The organism is Nonomuraea sp. NPDC049504, from assembly GCF_040676845.1.
Lineage (GTDB): Bacteria > Actinomycetota > Actinomycetes > Streptosporangiales > Streptosporangiaceae > Nonomuraea > Nonomuraea salmonea.
In genome coordinates this window covers 293,280-313,211 of sequence record NZ_JBFAPT010000006.1, presented here as the reverse complement: position 1 = coordinate 313,211, position 19,932 = coordinate 293,280, and the positions used below count along the sequence as shown (strand labels likewise).

Here is a 19,932-nt window from a genome sequence, read left to right as displayed (position 1 = left end):
GGCGCGCGGCGTCTATGGTGTGGGCGCGGCGTCCCGCAGTGCTCCGGCGAGGTGGGCGGCGGGCTCGGGCAGCGGGCCCGGCAGCCTGGCCAGCAGGCAGCGGCGCTGTTCCTGGGGGCCGCCGCGTACCGGGAGCACCCGTACCCCGTCAGGGACGGCTTCCGCGAGCATCGCGGGCACCGTGGTCAGCCCCGCGCCCGCGGCCACCAGGCTGAGCTTGGCCAGCCAGTCGCGGGCCGAGTGCACGATCTCGGGACGCTCGTCCAGGCCGGGCCACGCGCCCATGCCGGTGCTGTCACCCGCTCCCCCGGCCGCCGCACTGCCTGGGCCGGCGATCCAGCGCTGCCCGTGCAGGTCGGCGACGTCGATGTAGTCGCCCCTGGCCAGCGGATGGGCGGCGGGGACGGCGACGCGCAGGCTCCGCTCGTACAGGACGCTCACCTCAAGGGCGGGGCTCTCGGCGTCGGGCGGACGGAACGGCGGCGCCGAGCCGAGCAGCGCGAGGTCGATCGCGCCCGCCCGGAGCGCGCGGACCAGCGACGGCGTGCTGCCCTCCCTGGTGTGCACGGTGATGGCGGGATGCCCGGCGCGCAGGGCCGCCAGCGCCCGGGGCACCAGGACGGCGCCCGCGCTGGCGAAGAAGCCGAGGCGTACGGTGCCGGGCTCGTCCGGCAGCCCGGCCAGCTCACGCGCGCCCGCGTCCACCTGGTCGACCACCACGGCGGCGTGGCGCAGCACGATCCGCCCCGCCGGGGTCAGCCGCACGCCGTCGTGGCGGCGCTCCAGCAGCTCGGCGCCCGCCGCGCGTTCGAGTGCGGCGATCTGGCGGGAGACGGCCGACTGCGTGTAGCCGAGCGCGGTGGCGGCGGCCGTGAGCGTGCCGCGCCCGGCCACCTCGCGGAAGACCCGTAGCGCGGTGAGCGACGCGTCGGTGAAGGCCATGAGGTTTACGCATACCATACTTGATGAACTTGCGCTGGCGGCATGGCCATCCGCCTCCCTAGGCTGGACGACCGGGAGCTCCCTCCATCCCTTTCCGATTGAGGAGCACTACAGTGAGCAACACCAAAGTCGCCCTGGTCACGGGCGCGACCCAGGGCCTCGGCCGGGCCCTCGTCGAGGGCCTGGCCCAGCGCCTGGGCCCGGGCGACACCGTCTACCTGACCGGCCGCGACCCGGAACGCGTCGCGAAGGCCGTCGCGCAACTGCCTGAGACCGCCGCCGAGGTACGCGGGGAGCTTTACGACGTCGCCGACCCCGGCGCCGCCACCCGCCTGGCCGATCTGCTGCGGGACCGGCACGGCGGCGTGGACATCGTCTTCGGCAACGCCGTCATGCGCGTCGGCCCCGACGACGACCCCGCCGCCGTGATCGACGAATACACCGAGGTCAACAACTTCGGCACCACCCGCCTGCTGCGCGCCTTCCTCCCGCTGCTGCGCGACGGCGGCCGGCTGCTCGTGGTCGCCAGCTCACTGGGCACCCTGCACCAGCTGGCCCCGGTGCTGCACGGCCGCTTCGACGGGCTGTCGTCGCTGGACGAGGTGGACGAACAGGTCGCGTCCTGGCGGGACGCGATCAAGGACGGCAGCGCCAAGGCCGGCGCCTGGCCGATGTTCATCAACATCCCCTCGAAGATCGCCCAGGTGGCCGCCGTACGAGTCCTGGCCGGGCAGCGCCGGCCCGAGGACACCCGCCGGGGCATCCTCCTGGCCGCGGTGTGTCCCGGCATGATGAACACCCCCACCTCAGGCCTGTGGTGGGACGTCACCGCTGCCGCTCTCCCCGCCGAGGCCGCCGTCCCGCTGCTTGACCTGGCGACGGGCCCGGTGCATCCCGGCCACTACGGCCGGCTGATCCGTCACGGCCGGGCTCTGCCCTGGTCACCGGCCGCCTGAGCCCCCGTGCCCGAGCTCCAGAGGTCCCGAGCTCCAGAGGTCCCGAGCTCTAGAGGTAAGGGCCGGTGCCGGGGGCGGTGGGCGGGCGGCCTGGGATGGGAGGAGAGCCGGGGAACTCGGGATGGGTGGCCTGCTGGAGCGACAGCCCCACCCTGATGCCCTGGAACACCCCTTCCAGCCATCCCACGAGCTGGCTCTGCGCGATACGGATCTCCCCCTGGGTCAGGGTGCCGGACGAGGTGGGCAGCAGCCGTTCCAGCTCCTCCCGCAACTCGGGCGCCACCGAGTCGCCGATCTCCGCGACGACCCGCGCGTGGATGTGCCCCAGCTGCTCGCGGGCGTGCTCGTCCAGCGGCAGCCCGCGGGCCTCGTCGAGCAGTGACCGGGCCATCGTGCTGACGCGCAGCAGCCGCGCCGGCTCCTTGACGCGCCCGATCTCGGCCTCCACCGCCGACTCCGCCTCCCGCGCCGCGTCGGGCGGGACGGGAGCTACCGGACGGTGGGGATCGGGTGTAGAGGTCATGTCGCCGTCCTGTCATCGCAGGTCGCCCCACGCGGGGGCGCGGTCTCCACCGTCCCCTGCCCAGGCACACGCCCCTCACGCCAGAGACCTCCGAGACAGAAGTGACACCCCCACCGGCCCCGCGCGCCACCCGCCGTTCCCGGGGGAAGAGCCGTGGGCAGGCTCTTCCCCCGGAGCGGGGGTCAGGCGAGGGTGATGAGGTCGGCGTAGTCGGCGTTCCAGAGGTCCTCGACGCCGTCGGGCAGCAGCAGGACGCGGTCCGGCGCCAGGGCTTCTACGGCTTCCTCGTCGTGGGTGACCATCACGACCGCGCCCTCGTACGCCGCCACCGCCGCCAGCACCTCGGCCTTCGAGGCCGGGTCGAGGTTGTTGGTGGGCTCGTCGAGCAGCAGCACGTTGGCCTGCGAGCTGACCAGCCCGGCCAGGGCGAGCCGGGTCTTCTCGCCGCCCGACAGCACCCCGACGGGTTTGTCCACGTCGTCCCCACCGAACAGGAACGACCCCAGGACGGTCCTGGCCTCGCCGTCGGTGAGGTGGGGCGCGGCGGCGGCGAGGTGGCCGGCGACGGTGTGGGCGGGGTCGAGGGTGTCGTGTTCCTGGGCGAAGTAGCCGAGCCGCAGCCCGTGGCCGTGCACCACCCGTCCTGAATCGGGCTGCTCCTGCCCGGCCAGGATCCTGAGCAGGGTGGTCTTGCCGGCGCCGTTCAGGCCGAGCACGACGAGGCGGCTGCCCCGGTCGATGGCCAGGTCCACGCCGGTCAGCACCGGCAGGCCGCCGTACGCCTTGGTCAGGCTGATCGCGCCGAGCGGCGTGCGGCCGCTGGGTGCGGGCTCCGGGAGCCGGATCCTGGCGACCTTGGCGGCGCGCCGTACGGGGCGGGTCTCGGCGAGCATGCGGTCGGCGCGGCGGGCCATGTCGCGGGCGCGTACGGCGGTGGACGAGCGGGAGCGCATCCGGTCGGCCTGGGCGTGCAGGGCGGCGGCCTTGCGCTCGGCGGCGGCGCGCAGCCTGGCCCTGCGCCGTTCCTCGGCGTCCCGTTCGGCGAGGTACGTCTCCCAGCCGCTGTTACGGATCTCCAGCGCGCCCGCCTCCAGGTGCCACACCCGGTTGACCACGTCGGCCAGCAGCCCGGTGTCGTGGCTGATGACGACGAGCCCGCCCGGGTAGCCGAGCAGGAACGTCCGCAACCACGCGATCGAGTCGCGGTCGAGGTGGTTGGTGGGCTCGTCGAGCAGCAGCACGCCTGGCTCGGCGAACAGCACCCTGGCCAGCTCCACGCGCCGCCGCTGCCCACCGGACAGCGTGCCGAGCGACTGGGACAGCGCCCGATCGGGCAACCCGAGCCCGGCGGCGACCCGGGCCGCTTCCGCCTCGGCGGGATAGCCGCCGCGCGCTTGGAACTCGGCCTCGGCCCTGACGTAACGCGCCATCGCCCGCTCCGCTGCCTCCATCGCCCCGGAGGCAGTGCGCTCGGAAGCGACCCGCTCAGAGGCGGCGAGGTCGGAGGTGACGGGGTCGGAAACGGCTGGGTCGGAAGCGGCTGGGTCGGAAGCGGCCGACGCGGTTTCCGCGAGGGCCGTCTCGGCGGCGCGCAGGTCGCGGACCGCCGTGTCGAGGCCGCGGGCGGACAGGATGCGGTCGAGGACCGTGGTCGCGGGGTCGGCCGCCGCCGGGTCCTGGGGCAGGTAGCCCACTGGGCCCGTACGGACGATGTCGCCGGACGCGGGCTGGAGGCGGCCGGCGAGGGTCTTCATCAGCGTGGTCTTGCCGGCGCCGTTGCGGCCGACGAGGCCGATGCGGTCACCGGGGCCGACGTGCCCGGTCACACCGGACATGAGCAGGGAGGCGCCGGCGCGCACGGCGACGCCACGGAAGGTGAGCATGGGATGACGCTCCGGAAAAGCTAGAGGACACACGGGTGGCGTGGAAGCGGGTGTCCTGGCTAAGAGATCCGGGGCGTAGACATGCGGCCAGAATACGGGCGGGCCACGAAGGCCCGCCACGGGTTTTCGTGCCGCGGGCCGAAGGACGGTGCCGGCCGGCGGCGCGGGTCAGTTCCAGATGCCGGGCACCTGGGCCGGCGTCTCGTCCTTGACCTCGGTGCGGTCGATCACGTCGCCCTCCAGCGGGAGGAGGACCGTGACCTCGCGGCCCCAGTCGGTGTAGCGGGTGTCGGACTCGACCTGGACGGTGCTCTTGTCGATGGGCAGCACGGCCTTGGCGGCGATGCGCCGCACGAGGCCCTTGTCGCCGAACCAGATGGTGTAGCCGATCTTCCCGTCGCGCTTGGCGGTGAAGCGGGTGCCGTAGAAGGCGGCGAACGGCTTGGAAACCTTGGCGAGCTTGCTGGCCTTGACGCTGCCCTTGAGTATGCCGTCCTTCCACGAGGTACGGCCGGCGACGAGCGTCTTGAGCGTGGCCGGGTCGAGCGCCTCGACGACCAGGTTGCTGGGCGGCTGGACGACCTTGCGGTAACGCACCCAGCTCGTGCCCGGCGGCAGCGCCTGGTCGACGACGGGGCCGGAGACGTAGCTGACGCCGCCGGAGGAGAGCATGCGGACGGGCCCTTCCTGGAGGGCCTCGGTCTCGGCGGGGGCGGTCTTCTTCATGGTGCGCAGCAGTGCCGGGCTGTACTGCAGGGTGTGGGCCACGTCGGAGGCGACGGGCCCGCGCGGGCCGAAGCCGACCGTGCCGTCGAGGGCGGAGGTGGCCACCTGCCCGGCCTTGAAGGTCACCTTGGCGGTGGCCCGCAGGTTGACCGCCTTGCCCTGCCCTAACTGGGCCTGCAGTGCCTTGACCGGGTCGGTGGTGGGGGCGGCGTACGCGGGCATGGCGACGAACTGCGCCAGGCCCGCGACGGCGATCGCACCGATGAGGGTTCGCTTCATGAGGGTTTCCTTGGGAACGGTCCTGAAAGACGCGAACAATCTGGTGCATCTAAGATCGCGTCGTCAAGCCGGACCCGCGGATGCGGCATGGGAGTCGCGGGCGGAGATCACCGGGCTCCGCTGCGTGATCGTTCAGGCGGGGAAGTCCTTCGGGTTGACGTAGGTGGTCCTGGCGTTGCCGCCCTTGACCGGGTTGAGGGTGAGCGTCCAGGCGGTCGCGGTGCTGGAGGTCGTCCTGAAGCGCAGCTTGCTGGTGAAGCGCTGGTAGCTGGCCGCGCGGGTGAACCTGCCCTTGGAGACGCTGAAGCGGGTGCCGGTGGTGAAGTAGATGCGGTAGGTGCCGTCCCTGACGTCCCTGATGGTCGCGGTGGACTTGGCGCGTACGTAGATGCTGATCGCCTTCTTCTTGCCCTTGACCAGGGCCACGACGCCGTCACGTGACGTGCCGTTCTTGATCTTGAGCCGGCCGAGCCCGCCGCTGATGCGGTCGTAGAGTATGCGGCCGTTGCGCGGGCGCACAGCGGCCTGCTGGGCGGCCTGCTGGGCGGCCTGGTGGGCGGCCTGGTGGGCGGCCTGGTGGGCGGTCGGCGTCACGGTGGTGACGGCGGGCGCGCTCGCCACGGGGGCGGCGCTCGCGGGCGGGGTGGTCAGCAGGCCGCCGGCGAGGGCGACGGCGGCGACGGCGCTGGTACGAAGAGCTGCTCGGCCGGAGGGGCTTCTCACGATCACCATCTCCTTAGTGACGCGGGTCACGGCAAAGATAAGAGATCGAACGCGTGCGCGAAACCGAATATGCACGACGGGACTCGCCACGGCCTTTCGTGACCCATGGCCTAGACTGCGGCAGATGTTCCTGGCCCCCGCCCGGCTGGCCTGGCTGGACGCCCTGCGGGGGCCGGCAGCGCTGGCCGTCACCCTGCACCACGCCGGCTGGACGTTCATCCCCGCCGTCTGGGCGGAGGTTGACCGGCGCATCGACATGGGCACGTGGGGCGTGTTCGTGTTCTTCCTGGTCAGCGGCTACATCATCCCGGCGTCGCTGGAGCGCAAGGGCGACCTGCGCGCGTTCTGGACCGGGCGGGCCTTCCGGCTGCTGCCGCTGCTGCTGCTCGCCTGCGCGCTGATGCTCGGGCTGGCGCTGGCCGGCGTGCTGCCGGTGCCGGACGGCCTGGGCGACCGGCCGGCGGCGCTGGTCGTGCTCGGGAACGTGACGATGCTCCAGGAACTCCTGAACCTGCCGGCCGTCGTCAACGTCACCTGGACGCTGTCGTACGAGATGGCCTTCTACCTGATGTGCGTGGCGCTGTTCGCGGTGGGGCATGAGCGGCGGTCGGCGGGGATCGCGGTGGCGCTGGCGGTGCCGGCCGTGCCGCTCGGGCTGCTGCTGCCGAAGTCGGTGATCGGCGGGCGGGCCGACCTCCTGGCGGCGACGCTCGGCCTCGCGGTGGTCGCGGCCGTCGCGGTGACGGTGCTGGCCAGGGGCCGGTTGCGGACGGCGGGTGCGGTCGCGGGCGGGCTGCTGGGGCTGGCGCTGGTGGTGCTGGGCAGCAGGGGCGGCACGTGGCAGGGCGTGATCATCCTGGCCACGATGTTCGCGGGCACCGCGGTGTACCGGGCCGAGCAGGGCACGATCTCCTGGCGGGCCGCGATCACGGCGGTGCTGGTGGTGCTGGGCTGCGGCCTGCCCGCCAAGGACGACCCGGCGTGGGTGCCGGCGATCGTGCTGGCGTTCTGCACGTTCTGGCTGGCGTACCGGCTGCGCACGCGGACGTTCCCCGCCTGGCTGGCGCGGCTAGGCGTGATCAGCTTCTCCGTCTACCTGCTGCACCCGATCCTGCTGTACGTGCTCCCCGACCTGCTCGGCTACCTCCTCGTCCTGATCCCGCTGAGCATGCTGACCTACCACCTGGTCGAGGCGCCCGCCCAGCGGCTCGGCAAGCGCCTGGCGGGCCCGGCAGGACCGGGCCCGCACCGCGCTCAGCCCTGAAGCGCGCCGGTGAAGGTGTGCGTGCCCGCCCCCACCTCGGCGGGCCCGCCCTCGATCGGCAGGTCAAGCTCGGCGGTGGCGCCGGGCGGCACGGTGACGGTGACGGTCAGCTCGCCGCCGGCCCTGGTCCAGGCGACGCGGGCGGTCCCGTACGGGGTGTCGAGCGCCGCCTCCGCCTCGGTCAGCCCGCCGCCGGGACGTGGCGCGACGCGCAGCCGCCGGTAGCCGGGGGCCGCGGGGGCGAGGCCGGCGACCGTACGGTGCAGGAAGTCGGCCACCGCGCCCAGCGCGTAGTGGTTGAAGGAGGTCATCTCGCCCGGGTTGACGCTGCCGTCGGGCAGCATGCTGTCCCAGCGCTCCCAGATCGTGGTGGCGCCCATGGTGACCGGATACAGCCATGACGGGCATGCGCGCTGGGTCAGCAGCTCGTACGCGGTGCCGTACGCGCCGACCGCTGCCAGCGCGTCGCAGACCAGCGGCGTGCCCACGAAGCCCGTGCCGATGCGGTGCCCGTCGGCCGCGACCAGCTCGGCCAGCCGCCGCCCGGCCCGCTCGCGCTGCTCGGGCGTCTCCAGCAGGTCGAAGCAGATGGCGAGGGCGTGCGCGGTCTGGGTGTCGCAGGCCAGCCGCCCCGACGGCGTGACGTATTCGCGCCCGAACGCCGCCCGCACCTCCCCCGCCAGCCTCGCGTGGTCGGCCGCGTCGTCGTCGTGGCCGAGCAGCGCGGCCGTCTCGGCGACGAGGCGGGCCGTCCAGGCGTGGTAGGCGGTGGCGACCAGGGCGGGGTCCGTGCGTGCCTTGCCCGGCTTGTCGGGCGGCGCCGCCGGGTCGAGCCAGTCGCCCCACTGGAAGCCGGTGTCCCACAGGTGGCTCTCGCCCGCCCTTTCTGCGATGTGGTCCACCCACGCCTTCATGCTGGCGTACTGGGTGCGCAGCAGCCCGATGTCGCCGTAGCGCTGGTACAGCACCCAGGGCACGATGACGGCGGCGTCGCCCCACGCCGCGGCGGGCTCCGCGGGCATCAGCGGCACCCACGGCACGTAGTGCGGCACGGTGCCGAGCTTGGCCTGCTCGGCGGCGAGGTCGGCGAGCCAGGAGGCCAGCGGGCCCGCGCAGTCGTAGAGGAAGGCGGCGGTCGGCGCGAAGACCTGGAGGTCGCCGGTCCAGCCGAGGCGCTCGTCGCGCTGGGGGCAGTCGGTGGGCACGTCCACGAAGTTGCCGCGCAGGCTCCAGACGACGTTGTCGTGCAGGCGGTTGAGGTCGGGGTCCGAGCACCGGAACGTGCCGGTCGGCCGCAGATCGGTATGACACACGACCGCCTCGATCGCGGCCTCGACGCCGGTCCCGGCGCCGTCGCCGGGCTCGGGCAGCGGGCCCGGCCAGCCGTCGATCTGGGCGTACCGGAAGCCGTGCATGGTGAAGCGGGGCTCCCACTCCTCGGGGACGTCGTCGCCGCGCAGCGTGTACGTGTCCGTGGCGGCGGCGTGGCGCAGTGGACGGAGGCTGAGCGCGCCGTTCTCCAGGACCTCGGCGTGGCGGAGGGTGATCGTCTGCCCGGCCGGACCCTGGACGCGGATGCGCAGCCGGCCGGTGACGTTCTGGCCGAAGTCGAGGATGGTCTCGCCGGACGGGCCTGTCAGCACCTGCCGCGGCCTCAGCGTCTCGACCCGGCGCACCGGCGGACCCGTCGGCGCGACGAGCCGGGCGGGGTCGTGGCCGAGCACGTCGGCGGGCGTCCAGGCGGCGGCGTCGAAGCCGGGCTCCGACCAGCCCTGGGGCAGCAGGCGGGCGTCGTACCGCTCGCCGTCGTACAGGCCGGCGGCGGTGATCGGGCCCGTGGCGCAGCGCCAGTGCTCGTCGGTGACGACCAGGTCGGTGCCGCCGTCCTCGTAGGTGACCTCCAGCTGGGCGATGAGCGCGATGCGGTCGCCGTAGATGGCGGTCTTGCCGCCGCCGAAGCCGATGCGGCCGCGGTACCAGCCGTCGGCCAGGGTGGTGCCGATCGCGTTGGGGCCCTCGCGCAGCAGGGCGGTGACGTCGTGGGTGCGGTAGCGCAGCCGCCGGTCGTAGCTGCTCCAGCCGGGGGCGAGCACGTCGTCGCCGACGGTCCGGCCGTTCAGCTCGGCCTCGTACAGGCCGTGGGCGGTGACGTACAGGCGGGCGCGCGCGACGGGGCCGCGCAGGGTGAAGTCGCGGCGCAGCAGCAGGGCGGGGCCGTCGGGCGGGCCGAGCAGGCCGCGCGGTGGCGCGGCGGCCCCCGCCTGCCAGTCGGCGGCCTCCAGCAGGCCGGTCTCGACCGCCGCCCAGTCGCTCCAGCCGCCGGTGGAGCCGTCGGCGCCGTGCACGCGGACGCGCGCCTCACGCCGCTCGCGCGACCCGAGCGGCGCGCCCGGCCAGGGCACGAGCACCGACTCCCCCGACTCGACCCGCCAGGCCGCCGTGCCGGACGCGTCGCGGATCTCGATCTCGTACGCCGCCTGCGTCCAGCCGGGCGCGTCGGTGGTCGTGGTCCAGGACAGTCGTGGGCGGCTCTCGCCGATGCCGAGCGGGTCGCGGTGGTGCTCGAAGGCAGGTGGTGTGACGTGTAGCAAGGCGCTCCTTCTGGTCAGGCCTGGATGGCCCCGGCGGTCGTCGCCGGCCACGATCATGCGGAAGAGGCGGTCGTTGTTGAAACGTTTTAACACCCTGACGCGAGCCAACGTAAACCGCCGCGCGCCGGCGCGTCAAGACGTCCCTTGGGGAACGTTGTCCACGATTGTTCCCAGCTCCAACACCAGATCGTACGTTTGAACAGAGCGGCCAGGGCATCGTTGCTCATCAGGCTGCCGGAGTGAAGCGGGGGCTCCTACACTCGTCACCGACGAGCGGTGACGCGGGCGGGAAGGCGGGACACATGGCCGGACACATGGCCGGACACAGGGCGGGCCACAGGCCGGAGCGCGAGCCCAGGCGCCGGGTGACGATCGCGGACGTCGCCCGCCACGCCCAGGTGTCCACCACCGCCGTCTCCAAGGTCCTGCGCAACGCCTACGGTGCCAGCCCCGCCATGCGCGACCGGGTCAAGGCCGCCATCGAGGAGCTGGGCTACCGGCCCCACGCGGCGGCGCGGGCCATGCGCGGGCGCACGTTCACGATCGGCGTGCTGATCCCCCACGTGCGCAACCCGTTCTTCGCCGACGTGCTCGACGGCGTCGGCGAGCAGCTCGGCGGCAGCGGCTACCAGGCGATCCTCGTGCAGGGCGGCAGCACCGACCTGGCCGCCGAGAGCCGGGCCGTCGAAGCGCTCATCGACCGGCAGGTCGACGGCATCCTGATGATCGCGCCGATCACCCCGAAGTCGCGGCTGGAGGAGGTGGCCGGGGAGATGCCGCTCATCGTGCTCGGCCGCCACGAGCGCTCGTCGGCGTACGACGCGGTCTTCGACGACGACGACGCCGGCACCGAGCTGGTCGTGCGCCACCTCATCGAGCTGGGCCACCGCCGCATCGGCCACATCTCGCAGCGCAACGCGGGCCGCGGCAAGCCGGTCGCGCTGCCGCACCTGACCAGGGCCGAGACGTACCGCAGGGTGATGACCGAGCACGGGCTGGAAGGCGAGATCGCGATCGCCACCACGAGCTGGACCGAGGAGGGCGGCTACGACGGCACGCGCGAGCTCCTGGCCCGCTCGCCCCGGCCGACCGCGATCTTCGCGGGCGCCGACCAGGCGGCGTTCGGCGCGCTGTCGGCGCTGCACGAGGCGGGGCTGTCGGTGTCCCGTGACGTCTCGGTGGCCGGTTACGACAACACCCGGCTGGCGGCGATGGCCAACATCTCGCTGACCAGCGTCGACCAGGACGGCACGCTCATGGGCAGGACGGCGGCCCGGCTGCTGCTCGAACGCGTCGAGGGGCGCACGGCCGCGATGCGCTTCTCCGTCACGCCTGCCCTGGTGCCCCGGCTGTCCACCGGCCCCGCGCCCGGGTCAGGGGCGGGCGCCTGAGCCGCACAGGTAGCCGACCGTCATCTCGCCGACCATCCGCCGCAGCCGGTCGCGATGCCCGGGCGCGGTCATGTCGCGCCCGAACAGCGCACCGAACGTGTGCTGGTTGGCCACCCTGAAGAAGCAGAACGCGCTGATCATCATGTGCACGTCGATGGCGTCGGCCTCGGTGACGAAGTCGCCGGAGGCCCGCCCCGCCTCCAGGATGCGGGTGATGAGGTCGAGCACCGGCGCGCCCAGGCCGGCCAGCGCCTCCGACTTGCGGATGTGCTCGGCCTGGTGGATGTTCTCGATCGCGACGAGCTTGATGAAGTCGCGGTGGGCGTCGTGGTGGTCGAACGTCAGCTCCGCCAGCGTGCGGATGGCCTCGACGGGCGCCAGGTGCTCGACGTCGACCGTGCGCTCGACCGCCCGCACCTCGGCGTACGCCTTCTCCAGGACGGCGATGTAGAGCCGTTCCTTGCTGCCGAAGTAGTAGTAGATCATGCGCTTGGTGGTGCGCATGCGGGCCGCGATCTCGTCGACCCTGGCCCCGGCGTAGCCGTAGCGGGCGAACTCGCGCTGGGCGACGTCGAGGATCTCCGCCCGCGTGCGGTCGGCGTCCCGCCGGCGCTCGGCGGTGGCGGGGGTCGAGGTCATTCGCTCATCATAGGCGGCTCTGTCCGGCTTCCGTGGTGCTGGGCGGCGAGGCGGATGGGGGCGTTGACCGCGCCGTAGCCTGCGTAGCCGTCGATCCGCTGGACGATCTCGAAGAACACCCGGCCTACGGTGACCGTGTAGAGGTGCAGGAACGCGCCGCCGTTCGGGTCGCGGTCGTACAGGACGCCCAGCTCCCGCAGCTCCGGCGGCACGTCGTGGCGGGCCTCCAGGTCGTCGTAGTAGTTGGCGGGGATCGGCAGCAGCAGCTCGGGGTGCTCGGCGCGCAGTCTGCGGGCCACGGCGAGCACGTCAGCGCCGGCCAGCGCCACGTGCTGGGGTGGCGGCTGGCCGGCGCCGACCTGGGCCAGGTTGAGCACCATGCGCACCCCGGACTCCTGCGGGGTGGACCCCGGCGGAGTGGACCCCGGCGGAGTGGACATCGCGCGGCTGCGCACCAGCCCGTACGGGTCGGGCACCTCCAGGCTCTCCTGCGGCTGCAGCCCGAGCACGCCCCGGTAGAACAGCGCGGCCTCGTCGAAGTAGTGCGGCGGCTGGGCCAGCGCCACGTGGTCGATGTGGGTGATCCCCGTGGCCCCCGTGGCCCCCGTGGCCCCCGTGGCCCCCGTGGCCCCCGTGCCGCCGGTCCCCTCGGGCGCGAAGTCGGCGAGCCAGGCGTCGTCGCAGAAGAAGATCTCCGTGCCGTCGGGCGCGGCGACGGCGTGCAGTGGCGCGTCCTGCGGGGCGCGCTCGCGCGGCAGTACGGGCGACAGCAGCGACTCGGCGTGCGCGACGGCCCGTCCGGGGTCGGGGCTGTCGAGCCCGATCGCCACCAGCCCGGGACCCGCGCCGGCCGCGTGAGCCGGTCCCGCACTCGCACCCGCCCCATCGACCGGCCCCGGACTCACCGCGCCGACCGGCTCCGGCCCTGTGCCGGTGGCGTTGACCAGCAGGCGGGCCGCGCCCTGGGACCACAGTTCGACCGGCTTGCCCCTGTGCCTGCCCGTACGGGCGAAGCCGAGGGCGGGGAGGACGCCGTTCAGCGAGCCGGTGCCGGACAGCTCCGCGAAGGCGAACCCCGACGGCACGGACGGGTGCGCCACCCCCTGAAGCTGCCTCTCCAGCGCGATGAGCGAACGCATGCCGTCGCGCGCGGTCCGCCCGGTGCCGGCCTGCCGGAAGTGGTCGTTGAACACCTCCAGCGACAGCGGCCCCACGTACCCGGCGTTCAGCGCGTGCCTGACCAGCCCCGCGACGTCGAAGCCGCCCTGTCCTGGGAAGCAGCGGTGGTGGCGGCTCCACTGGAGCACGTCCATGGCGAGCAGCGGCGCGTCGGCGAGCTGCAGGAAGAAGATCTTCTCGCCGGGGATGGCCTCGATGCCGAGCGGGTCGGAGCCGCGCGACAGGATGTGGAAGCTGTCCAGGCAGGTGCCCAGGTTGGGGTGGTCGGCCTGGCGGACGATGTTCCAGGCGTGCAGGTACTCGTTGACGTGCCGGCCCCAGGCCAGCGCCTCGTACGCGACGCGGATGCCGTGCCTGGCGGCCCGCTCGGCGAGCAGCCGCAGGTGCTCGGCGGCCAGCCCGTCGTCGCCGATCGTCTCGGGCGAGACGTTCGAGCAGACCAGCAGCAGGTCGGCGCCGAGCCGCCGCATCAGCCGGAACTTGTGCTCGGCCCGCTCCAGGTTGGCCCGCAGGCGGGCGCGCGGCACGCCTTCGAAGTCGCGGAACGGCTGGTAGAGGTCGATGGTGAGCCCCAGGTCCGCGGCTCTGGCGCGGATCTCCTCGGGCGGGAGCGGGCAGGCGAGCAGGTCGTTCTCGAAGATCTCCACCCCGTCGAACCCGGCCGCCGCCACCGCCGTCAGCTTCTCCGTCAGCGTGCCGCTCACCGAGACGGTGGCGATCGACTTGCGCATGGCTTCTCCTCGTGCCGGGGCGGTCAGGTGAGTTCGGTCAGGTGGGCGAGCATGCGTTCGGCGTCGGGGGTGCGCCCGGTGAACAGGCGGAAGGCGTGCGCGGCCTGGAAGACGACCATGCCGCCGCCGTCGAGGGTCCGGCAGCCGAGCGCCCTGGCCCGCTTGAGCAGCTCGGTCTCCAGCGGCCGGTAGACGATGTCGGCCACCCACAGGCCGGGACGCAGCAGCTCGGCCGGCAGCGGCAGCCCCGGGTGATGCGCCATGCCGGTGGGCGTGGCGTGCACCAGGCCGTCCGCTTCGGCGAGCAGCGCGGGCAGGTCGCCGGTGCCGCTTGGGCGGGCGCGGCCGGCCCTGTGGTGGACGGCGTGGCGGTCGGCGTGGCGGGCCGCGAGCCGGTCGGCCAGCGCGGCGGCTCTGGCGGGGTCGGCGTCCACGATCGTCAGCACGTCCACGCCGAGGGTGAGCAGCGCATACGCGACCGCCGCGCCCGCGCCGCCCGCCCCGAGCTGGACGACGTGGCGGGTGGCCGCGCCCGGCAGGCCCCGGGTGAACGACTCGGCGAAGCCCGTCCAGTCGGTGTTGTGCCCGACGGCGCGCTCGCCGTCGAAGACGACCGTGTTGACCGCGCCCAGCATGGCGGCGTCGGGCGACAGCTCGTCCAGATGCGGGATGACGGCCTGCTTGCAGGGGTGGGTGATGTTGAGCCCGTCGTAGCCGAACCGGCGGGCCGTACGCAGCAGCTCGCCGACGTCGTCGCCGAGCCGGTCGGTGTCGAGCAGCCGGTAGACGTAGCGCAGGCCGTGGTGCGCGGCCTCGCGTTCGTGCAGCGGCGGGCTGAGCGAGGGACCGATGCCCGAGCCGATCAGGCCGGTCAGGTACGAGGTCATGCGGCGCTCCCCGATCAGCAACGTACGGACTAGTGAGTTCGTTATAACCCACCACCCGCGCCCGCGGGAAGCCGTCCTTGACATGTGACGCGCGCCACGTCAGCATTGCTCCCACGTTAATTAACTATCTAGTTCGTAAAACACGGGTAACCGGCGCCGGGGGCCGCCACCACCACGCTCACCGAGGAGCCAGAGCCCGAGGAGCTCACGTGACCGACAACGCACCAGGCAACTCCCCAGGCAACTCCCCAGGCAACTCGCCAGGCAGCCCCCTCGGCAGGGGCACGCCGCGCAAGGCCGCCATCGCCGCCTGGATCGGCAGCGCGCTCGAGTACTACGACTTCTTCATCTACGGCAGCGCCGCCGCGCTGATCTTCGGCCGGGTGTTCTTCGACGACTCCGACCCGGCGACCGCCACCCTCCAGTCGCTGGCCAGCTTCGGCGTCGCCTACGCGGCCCGGCCGGTGGGCGCGTTCTTCCTGGGGCACGTCGGCGACCGGTTCGGGCGCAAGAAGATCATGGTGTTCACGCTCGTCCTCATGGGGCTGTCGACGTTCCTCATCGGCTGCCTGCCCACCCGCGACCAGATCGGCGGGGCCGCGCCCGTCCTGCTGGTGCTGCTGCGCATCATGCAGGGGCTGTCGGCGGCGGGCGAGCAGGCCAGCGCCAACTCCATGACCCTCGAACACTCCCCCGCCGACCGGCGCGGCTACTTCACCAGCTTCACCCTGAACGGCACCCAGTTCGGGCAGATCCTGGCCACGTTCGCGTTCATCCCGGTCGCCGCCCTGCCCGAGGAGCAGTTGCTGACCTGGGGCTGGCGGGTGCCGTTCTGGCTGAGCGTGGCGGTGGCGGTGGCCGGGTGGATCATCAGGCGGCGGCTTGAGGAGACGCCGGCGTTCGAGGAGGAGGTGGCCGCGGGCACCGTCCCGCGCATGCCGCTCGCCGTGCTCTTCCGCGACCACTGGAGCAGCGTGCTGCGGGTGGTGTGCGCGGCGCTCATCGCCACCGTCAGCACGATCTTCACGGTCTGGGCGCTCAACTACGCCACGAGCGACGAGATCGGGCTCGACAACGCCACCATGCTCTGGGTCGGCGTGGCCGCCAACGCCGTCGCGCTCGTCGCGATCCCGCTGTGGGCGCGGCTGTCGGACCGGATCGGGCGCAAGCCGGTGTTCCTCATCGGCGCTGTCGGCAGCCCGATCATGATCTTCGCCTACCTGGCGGCCATCAACTCGGGCAGCTATCCGCTGGTGTTCCTCGTCGGCATCCTCACGCTCGGCGTCGTCTACAGCGCCTCGAACGGCATCTGGCCCGCTCTGTACGGCGAGATGTTCAGCACCCGCGTACGTCTGTCCGGCATGGCCATCGGCACCCAGATCGGCTTCGCCATCGCCGGGTTCGCCGTGGCCTCCGCCGCCGGGATCGTCTCCCCCGACGGCTGGCTCGGGCTGCAGGGGTGGACCGGGGTCGGGGTGTTCACCGCGATCCTGTGCGCGATCAGCGCGGTCGCGGTGGCTACGGCGCGGGAGACGTACCGGGTGCCGACGGAGGAGCTCGGCCGGACACCCGCCCCGGCCCCGGCCCGCTGACCATCTGTTCGGGCGGCGCGGGACCGCCGGCTCAGCCCGCCGGCCCCGCGCCCCCGGCTCAGTCCTTCTCCTCGTTCAGGACGCGTTGGGCGACGGCGAAGGCGGCGTTGGCGGCCGGAACGCCGCAGTAGACGGCGCTCTGCAGCAGCACCTCGCCGATCTCGTCGGGGGTCAGGCCGTTGCGCAGCGCGGCGCGTACGTGCATGGCCAGCTCGTCCAGGTGGCCCCTGGCGACGAGCGCGGTGAGGGTGATGCAGCTGCGCGTCCGCCGGTCGAGGTCGGGGCGGGTCCAGATCTCGCCCCAGGCGTAGCGGGTGATGAAGTCCTGGAAGTCCCTGGTGAAGTCGGTGGTGCGGGCGACGGCGCGGTCCACGTGCGCGTCACCGAGCACCTCGCGGCGCACCCGCATGCCGGGGACCGACGGCAGGTGGTCGAGCAGTGCCTTGGTGACGCGCTCCGGCTGGTCGGCCGGGGCCAGGTGGGCGGCGCCCGGCAGCTCGACCAGGGTGGCGCCGGGGATGCCGTCCACCAGCTCCCTGGCATGCGCGGGCGGTGTGGCCGGGTCGTCGCGACCGGCCACCACCAGCGTCGGCACGGTGATCTGGGCCAGCTCGGCGCGCAGGTCGTAACCGGCCAGGGCCTCGCAGCAGGCGGCGTAGGCGGCGGGGTCGGCGGCGGCGAGGTCGTCCAGCAGCGCCTGGTCGGGCGGGCCCGCGAACCAGCGGCCCGCCGCGCCCTCCACCAGCGGCCCGGTCCCCTCTTCCCGCACCAGCGCGGCCCGCTCGTGCCAGCCCTCCGGGTCGCCGAACCTGGCGCTCGAGCACACCATCGCCAGCGACCTCACCCGGCCGGGGTGGCGGACGGCCAGCGTGGCGCCGATCGCGCCGCCGATCGAGACGCCCGCGTAGTGGAAGCTCTCCATGCCCGCCGCTTCCGTCACCTCCAGCACCAGCGCGGCCAGCTCCTCGACCGTGCTCGCCGGAAGCGGCTTGGAGCCGCCGTGGCCCGGCAGGTCGAACCTGAGCACCCGGTACGTGCGGGCCAGCGTCCGCACCTGCGGCTCCCACAGGCGGGCGGAGGTGCCGAGCGAGGGGGCGAGGACGAGCGGCTCTCCCCGCTCGGGGCCGTCCATACGGTGCTGCAACATCAATGGCGTGCCTTGTCTCGGTGTTCGTGGTGGGTGAGGGCTTGGTCGACCAGGGCGGGGGCCGGGGCCTGGGTGCCTTCGACGGAGAGGTTGGCGGCCATGCGGTCCGGGTGGACGCGCAGGTCGGCGACGAGTTCCGCGGCGTCCCTGGTGGCGCCGGCGACCAGGCGGAGTGCCTCGCGCAGCGGCTGCCACTCGGCGTGCCAGGCGCCCGAGGGGCGTTCGTCCTCGGCGGCGAGTGCGGCGTACAGGGTGGCGGCCAGCGGGGGCACCTGGCGGGCGGCGGCGGCGATCATCGTGGCCCGCACCGGGTTGTGCTTGTGCGGCATGGACGACGACCCGCCGCCGACGCCCTCGGTCACCTCGCCGATCTCGGTACGCGACAGCACCAGCACGTCGGCCGCCACCTTCCCGAGCGCCCCCGCCGTGAACGCCAGCGCCCCCGCGAGGTCGGCCACCGGCGTCCGCAGCACGTGCCACGGCAACACCGGCGCCGCCAGCCCCAGCTCGGCCGCGAACCGCGCCGGCAGTTCCAACGCCACCGGCCGCGCGCCGGACTCCGGCGACCCGGGCTCCGGTCCCCCGCCTGGCTGCTGAGCGTCGGTGTGGAAGGCGGCGAGGGTGCCGGCGGCGGCGCCCAGCTGGGCGGGGACGGCCTGGCGGGCCGCTGTGAGGCGGACAGAGGCGTCCGTGACCAGGGTCAGCCAGCCCGCCGCCTTGAGGCCGAACGTCGTCGGGACCGCCTGCTGGGTGAGGGTCCGCGCGGCCATCGGGGTGGCGCGGTGGCCGGCGGCCAGCGTGGCCAGGCGGCCGATCACCGTGTCCAGCTCGGCGAGCACGGGACCCAGGGTGCGGTGGGCGACCAGCATCAGGGCGGTGTCGAGGATGTCCTGGCTGGTGGCGCCCCGGTGCACGTACGGGCCGTGCGACCCGGCCGCCCGCCGCAGGTCGGCGACGAGCGGGATGACCGGGTTGCCCCCGGACCTGGCGCGTACGACCAGGTCCGGCAGGTCGAAGGCGTCGGCGCGGCAGGCGGCCGTGACGGCCTCGGCGGCCGCGGCGGGCGCGAGGCCGAGCGCCGCCTGGGCGCGGGTCAGCGCGGCCTCGGCGTCCAGCATCGCCTGGAGCACGGCGGCGTCCCCGGTGGTCTCGGCCGCGCCCCGCATCGGGGACAGCAGGCCGAGGTCAGCGGGATCAGCCGAAGTCAAGGAAGACCGTCTCCTTCTCGCCCTGCAGATGGACGTCGAACCGGAAGACCCCGTCCCGCTCCTGCTCGGCCAGCAGCGTGTGCCGCCGCTCCGCGGGCACGGAGTCGAGGAAGGGGTCCTGCCCGAGGTAGATGCGGGTGTAGAGGTGGTGCAGCAGGCCGCGGGCGAACACGCACACGCTGATGTACCCGTTTCCCGGCCGTACGGTACGCAGCGCCCAGTGGCCGTCGAGGTCGGTGGCGACGCGGCCGAAGCCGGTGAAGACGACGCCGTCCCTGCCGAGCACGGCCCCGGTGGTGGGGTCGCGGCGCAGTGTGCCGGGCGCGCCGCGCACCTGCCCGTCCTCACCGGCCTGCCAGAACTCCAGCAGCGCGTCGGGCACCGGGTCGCCGGCGCCGTCGTAGACGTATCCGTGGACGGCGATGCCGCCGGTCGCGATGTCGCCGCCGCCGGGGAAGGGCAGGGCGTACCCGTAGAACGGGCCGACGGTCTGTGAGGGGGTGGGGTTCACCGGCCTTCCTCCATCCAGGTCGCGGCGGGGCCGTCGAGCACGATGTCCCATCGGTAGCCGAGCGAGAACTCCGGCTCGGACAGGTCGTGCACGTAGTCGGCGACGAGCCGCTGCCGGGCGCTCGCGTCGGTGACGGACTGCAGGATCGGGTCGTACGGGAACAGCGGGTCGCCAGGGAAGTACATCTGGGTGACCAGCCGCTGCGTGAACGCGCTGCCGAACAGCGAGAAGTGGATGTGCGCCGGCCGCCAGGCGTTGCGGTGGTTGCGCCACGGGTACGCGCCGGGCTTGATCGTGGTGAACACGTAGCCGCCGTCGTCACCGGTCAGGCAGCGGCCCACGCCGGTGAAGTTCGGGTCGAGCGGCGCCGGGTGGTCGTCGCGCTGGTGCAGGTAGCGTCCCGACGCGTTGGCCTGCCAGATCTCGACGAGCTGGCCGCGTACGGGCCGTCCCGACCGGTCGAGCACCCGGCCCCGCACGGTGATCCGCTCGCCCAGCGGCTCGCCGAGGTGCTGCCTGGTGAGGTCGTTGTCCTGGGGCGTCACGTCGGTTGCCCCGAACACCGGCCCCGACAGCTCCACCGCCTCGGGGTCCTTGACGGCGACGAGCGGCTGCTTGGGGTGGCGCAGGAGGGTGCTGCGGTAGGGGGCGTAGTCGCGGGCGGGATGACCGGAGGGGGTGGAGGCCTGCCCGCCGTACTCGGCGATCTCCCGGTCGATGTCGGCCTGCTGGAGGGGTTCGGACATACAGCTGCCTTTCG

Annotated in this window: 17 protein-coding genes; 4 read left to right on the top strand and 13 right to left on the bottom strand. The window is 73.5% G+C overall.

What is annotated here, in order from left to right; genetic code table 11:
• Nucleotides 1–12 precede the first annotated feature (12 nt).
• The gene (locus tag AB0K28_RS14950; RefSeq protein ID WP_364369546.1) at nucleotides 13–942 is read right to left on the bottom strand and encodes a LysR family transcriptional regulator; all 930 of its coding nucleotides are present in this window, start codon (nucleotides 940–942) and stop codon (nucleotides 13–15) included.
• Nucleotides 943–1,055: 113 nt separating this feature from the next.
• On the opposite strand from AB0K28_RS14950, the gene AB0K28_RS14945 reads away from it, so the two are divergent.
• Nucleotides 1,056–1,898, top strand: coding sequence for an SDR family NAD(P)-dependent oxidoreductase (locus AB0K28_RS14945; RefSeq protein WP_364369544.1), 843 nt, complete (start codon nucleotides 1,056–1,058; stop codon nucleotides 1,896–1,898).
• A gap of 49 nt (nucleotides 1,899–1,947) precedes the next feature.
• Here the strand turns inward: AB0K28_RS14945 and AB0K28_RS14940 are convergent, their stop codons facing one another.
• From AB0K28_RS14940 to AB0K28_RS14925, 4 genes are all read right to left on the bottom strand, one after another.
• Nucleotides 1,948–2,421 carry a proteasome activator gene (locus AB0K28_RS14940; protein ID WP_364369541.1) on the bottom strand — a complete coding sequence of 158 codons (474 nt, stop codon included), beginning with the start codon at nucleotides 2,419–2,421 and terminating at the stop codon, nucleotides 1,948–1,950.
• Between the two features lie 182 nt (nucleotides 2,422–2,603).
• On the bottom strand, nucleotides 2,604–4,304 hold the full coding sequence (locus AB0K28_RS14935; protein WP_364369538.1) for an ABC-F family ATP-binding cassette domain-containing protein: 1,701 nt from the start codon (nucleotides 4,302–4,304) through the stop codon (nucleotides 2,604–2,606).
• Nucleotides 4,305–4,472: 168 nt separating this feature from the next.
• The gene (locus AB0K28_RS14930; RefSeq protein ID WP_364369535.1) at nucleotides 4,473–5,309 is read right to left on the bottom strand and encodes a hypothetical protein; all 837 of its coding nucleotides are present in this window, start codon (nucleotides 5,307–5,309) and stop codon (nucleotides 4,473–4,475) included.
• A gap of 132 nt (nucleotides 5,310–5,441) precedes the next feature.
• On the bottom strand, nucleotides 5,442–6,032 hold the full coding sequence (locus AB0K28_RS14925; protein ID WP_364369533.1) for a hypothetical protein: 591 nt from the start codon (nucleotides 6,030–6,032) through the stop codon (nucleotides 5,442–5,444).
• 124 nt (nucleotides 6,033–6,156) lie between these two features.
• Between AB0K28_RS14925 and AB0K28_RS14920 the strand changes: the two genes are divergently transcribed.
• On the top strand, nucleotides 6,157–7,296 hold the full coding sequence (locus AB0K28_RS14920; RefSeq protein ID WP_364369531.1) for an acyltransferase: 1,140 nt from the start codon (nucleotides 6,157–6,159) through the stop codon (nucleotides 7,294–7,296).
• Here the strand turns inward: AB0K28_RS14920 and AB0K28_RS14915 are convergent.
• Nucleotides 7,287–9,980 carry a glycoside hydrolase family 78 protein gene (locus AB0K28_RS14915; RefSeq protein ID WP_364369528.1) on the bottom strand — a complete coding sequence of 898 codons (2,694 nt, stop codon included), beginning with the start codon at nucleotides 9,978–9,980 and terminating at the stop codon, nucleotides 7,287–7,289. The genes AB0K28_RS14920 and AB0K28_RS14915 overlap by 10 nt on opposite strands.
• A 209-nt stretch (nucleotides 9,981–10,189) precedes the next feature.
• Here AB0K28_RS14915 and AB0K28_RS14910 point away from each other — a divergent pair, with 209 nt between their 5' ends.
• Nucleotides 10,190–11,278: a LacI family DNA-binding transcriptional regulator gene (locus tag AB0K28_RS14910; RefSeq protein WP_364369525.1), complete on the top strand. Its 1,089-nt coding sequence runs from the start codon at nucleotides 10,190–10,192 to the stop codon at nucleotides 11,276–11,278.
• Here the strand turns inward: AB0K28_RS14910 and AB0K28_RS14905 are convergent.
• Genes AB0K28_RS14905 through AB0K28_RS14895 form a run of 3 tightly spaced genes read right to left on the bottom strand, consistent with a single transcriptional unit; the run spans nucleotide 11,261 to nucleotide 14,714 of the window.
• Nucleotides 11,261–11,917, bottom strand: coding sequence for a TetR/AcrR family transcriptional regulator (locus tag AB0K28_RS14905; protein WP_364369522.1), 657 nt, complete (start codon nucleotides 11,915–11,917; stop codon nucleotides 11,261–11,263). The two genes, AB0K28_RS14910 and AB0K28_RS14905, sit on opposite strands and share 18 nt — an antisense overlap.
• Entirely contained in the window at nucleotides 11,914–13,827 is a 1,914-nt protein-coding gene (locus AB0K28_RS14900) for a TIM barrel protein (RefSeq protein ID WP_364369519.1), read from the bottom strand. Before AB0K28_RS14900 ends, AB0K28_RS14905 begins: the two co-directional genes overlap by 4 nt.
• A 23-nt stretch (nucleotides 13,828–13,850) precedes the next feature.
• Nucleotides 13,851–14,714, bottom strand: a complete 864-nt coding sequence (locus tag AB0K28_RS14895; RefSeq protein ID WP_364369516.1) for a shikimate dehydrogenase — start codon at nucleotides 14,712–14,714, stop codon at nucleotides 13,851–13,853.
• Nucleotides 14,715–14,923: 209 nt separating this feature from the next.
• On the opposite strand from AB0K28_RS14895, the gene AB0K28_RS14890 reads away from it, so the two are divergent.
• On the top strand, nucleotides 14,924–16,306 hold the full coding sequence (locus tag AB0K28_RS14890) for an MFS transporter (RefSeq protein ID WP_345400221.1): 1,383 nt from the start codon (nucleotides 14,924–14,926) through the stop codon (nucleotides 16,304–16,306).
• A 58-nt stretch (nucleotides 16,307–16,364) separates the two neighbouring features.
• On the opposite strand, the gene pcaC is transcribed toward AB0K28_RS14890, so the two are convergent.
• From pcaC to pcaH, 4 genes are read right to left on the bottom strand one after another with little or no spacing between them, the layout of a single operon-like run.
• Nucleotides 16,365–17,453 carry a 4-carboxymuconolactone decarboxylase gene (pcaC, locus tag AB0K28_RS14885; RefSeq protein ID WP_364369513.1) on the bottom strand — a complete coding sequence of 363 codons (1,089 nt, stop codon included), beginning with the start codon at nucleotides 17,451–17,453 and terminating at the stop codon, nucleotides 16,365–16,367.
• Complete coding sequence (pcaB, locus tag AB0K28_RS14880; protein WP_364369510.1) at nucleotides 17,453–18,661, bottom strand: 3-carboxy-cis,cis-muconate cycloisomerase; 1,209 nt, start codon at nucleotides 18,659–18,661, stop codon at nucleotides 17,453–17,455. Before pcaB ends, pcaC begins: the two co-directional genes overlap by 1 nt.
• Nucleotides 18,648–19,172, bottom strand: coding sequence for a protocatechuate 3,4-dioxygenase subunit alpha (gene pcaG / locus AB0K28_RS14875; protein WP_345400215.1), 525 nt, complete (start codon nucleotides 19,170–19,172; stop codon nucleotides 18,648–18,650). The genes pcaB and pcaG overlap by 14 nt, the downstream gene beginning before the upstream one ends.
• Entirely contained in the window at nucleotides 19,169–19,918 is a 750-nt protein-coding gene (gene pcaH, locus AB0K28_RS14870) for a protocatechuate 3,4-dioxygenase subunit beta (protein WP_345400212.1), read from the bottom strand. The genes pcaG and pcaH overlap by 4 nt, the downstream gene beginning before the upstream one ends.
• Nucleotides 19,919–19,932: the final 14 nt, after the last annotated feature.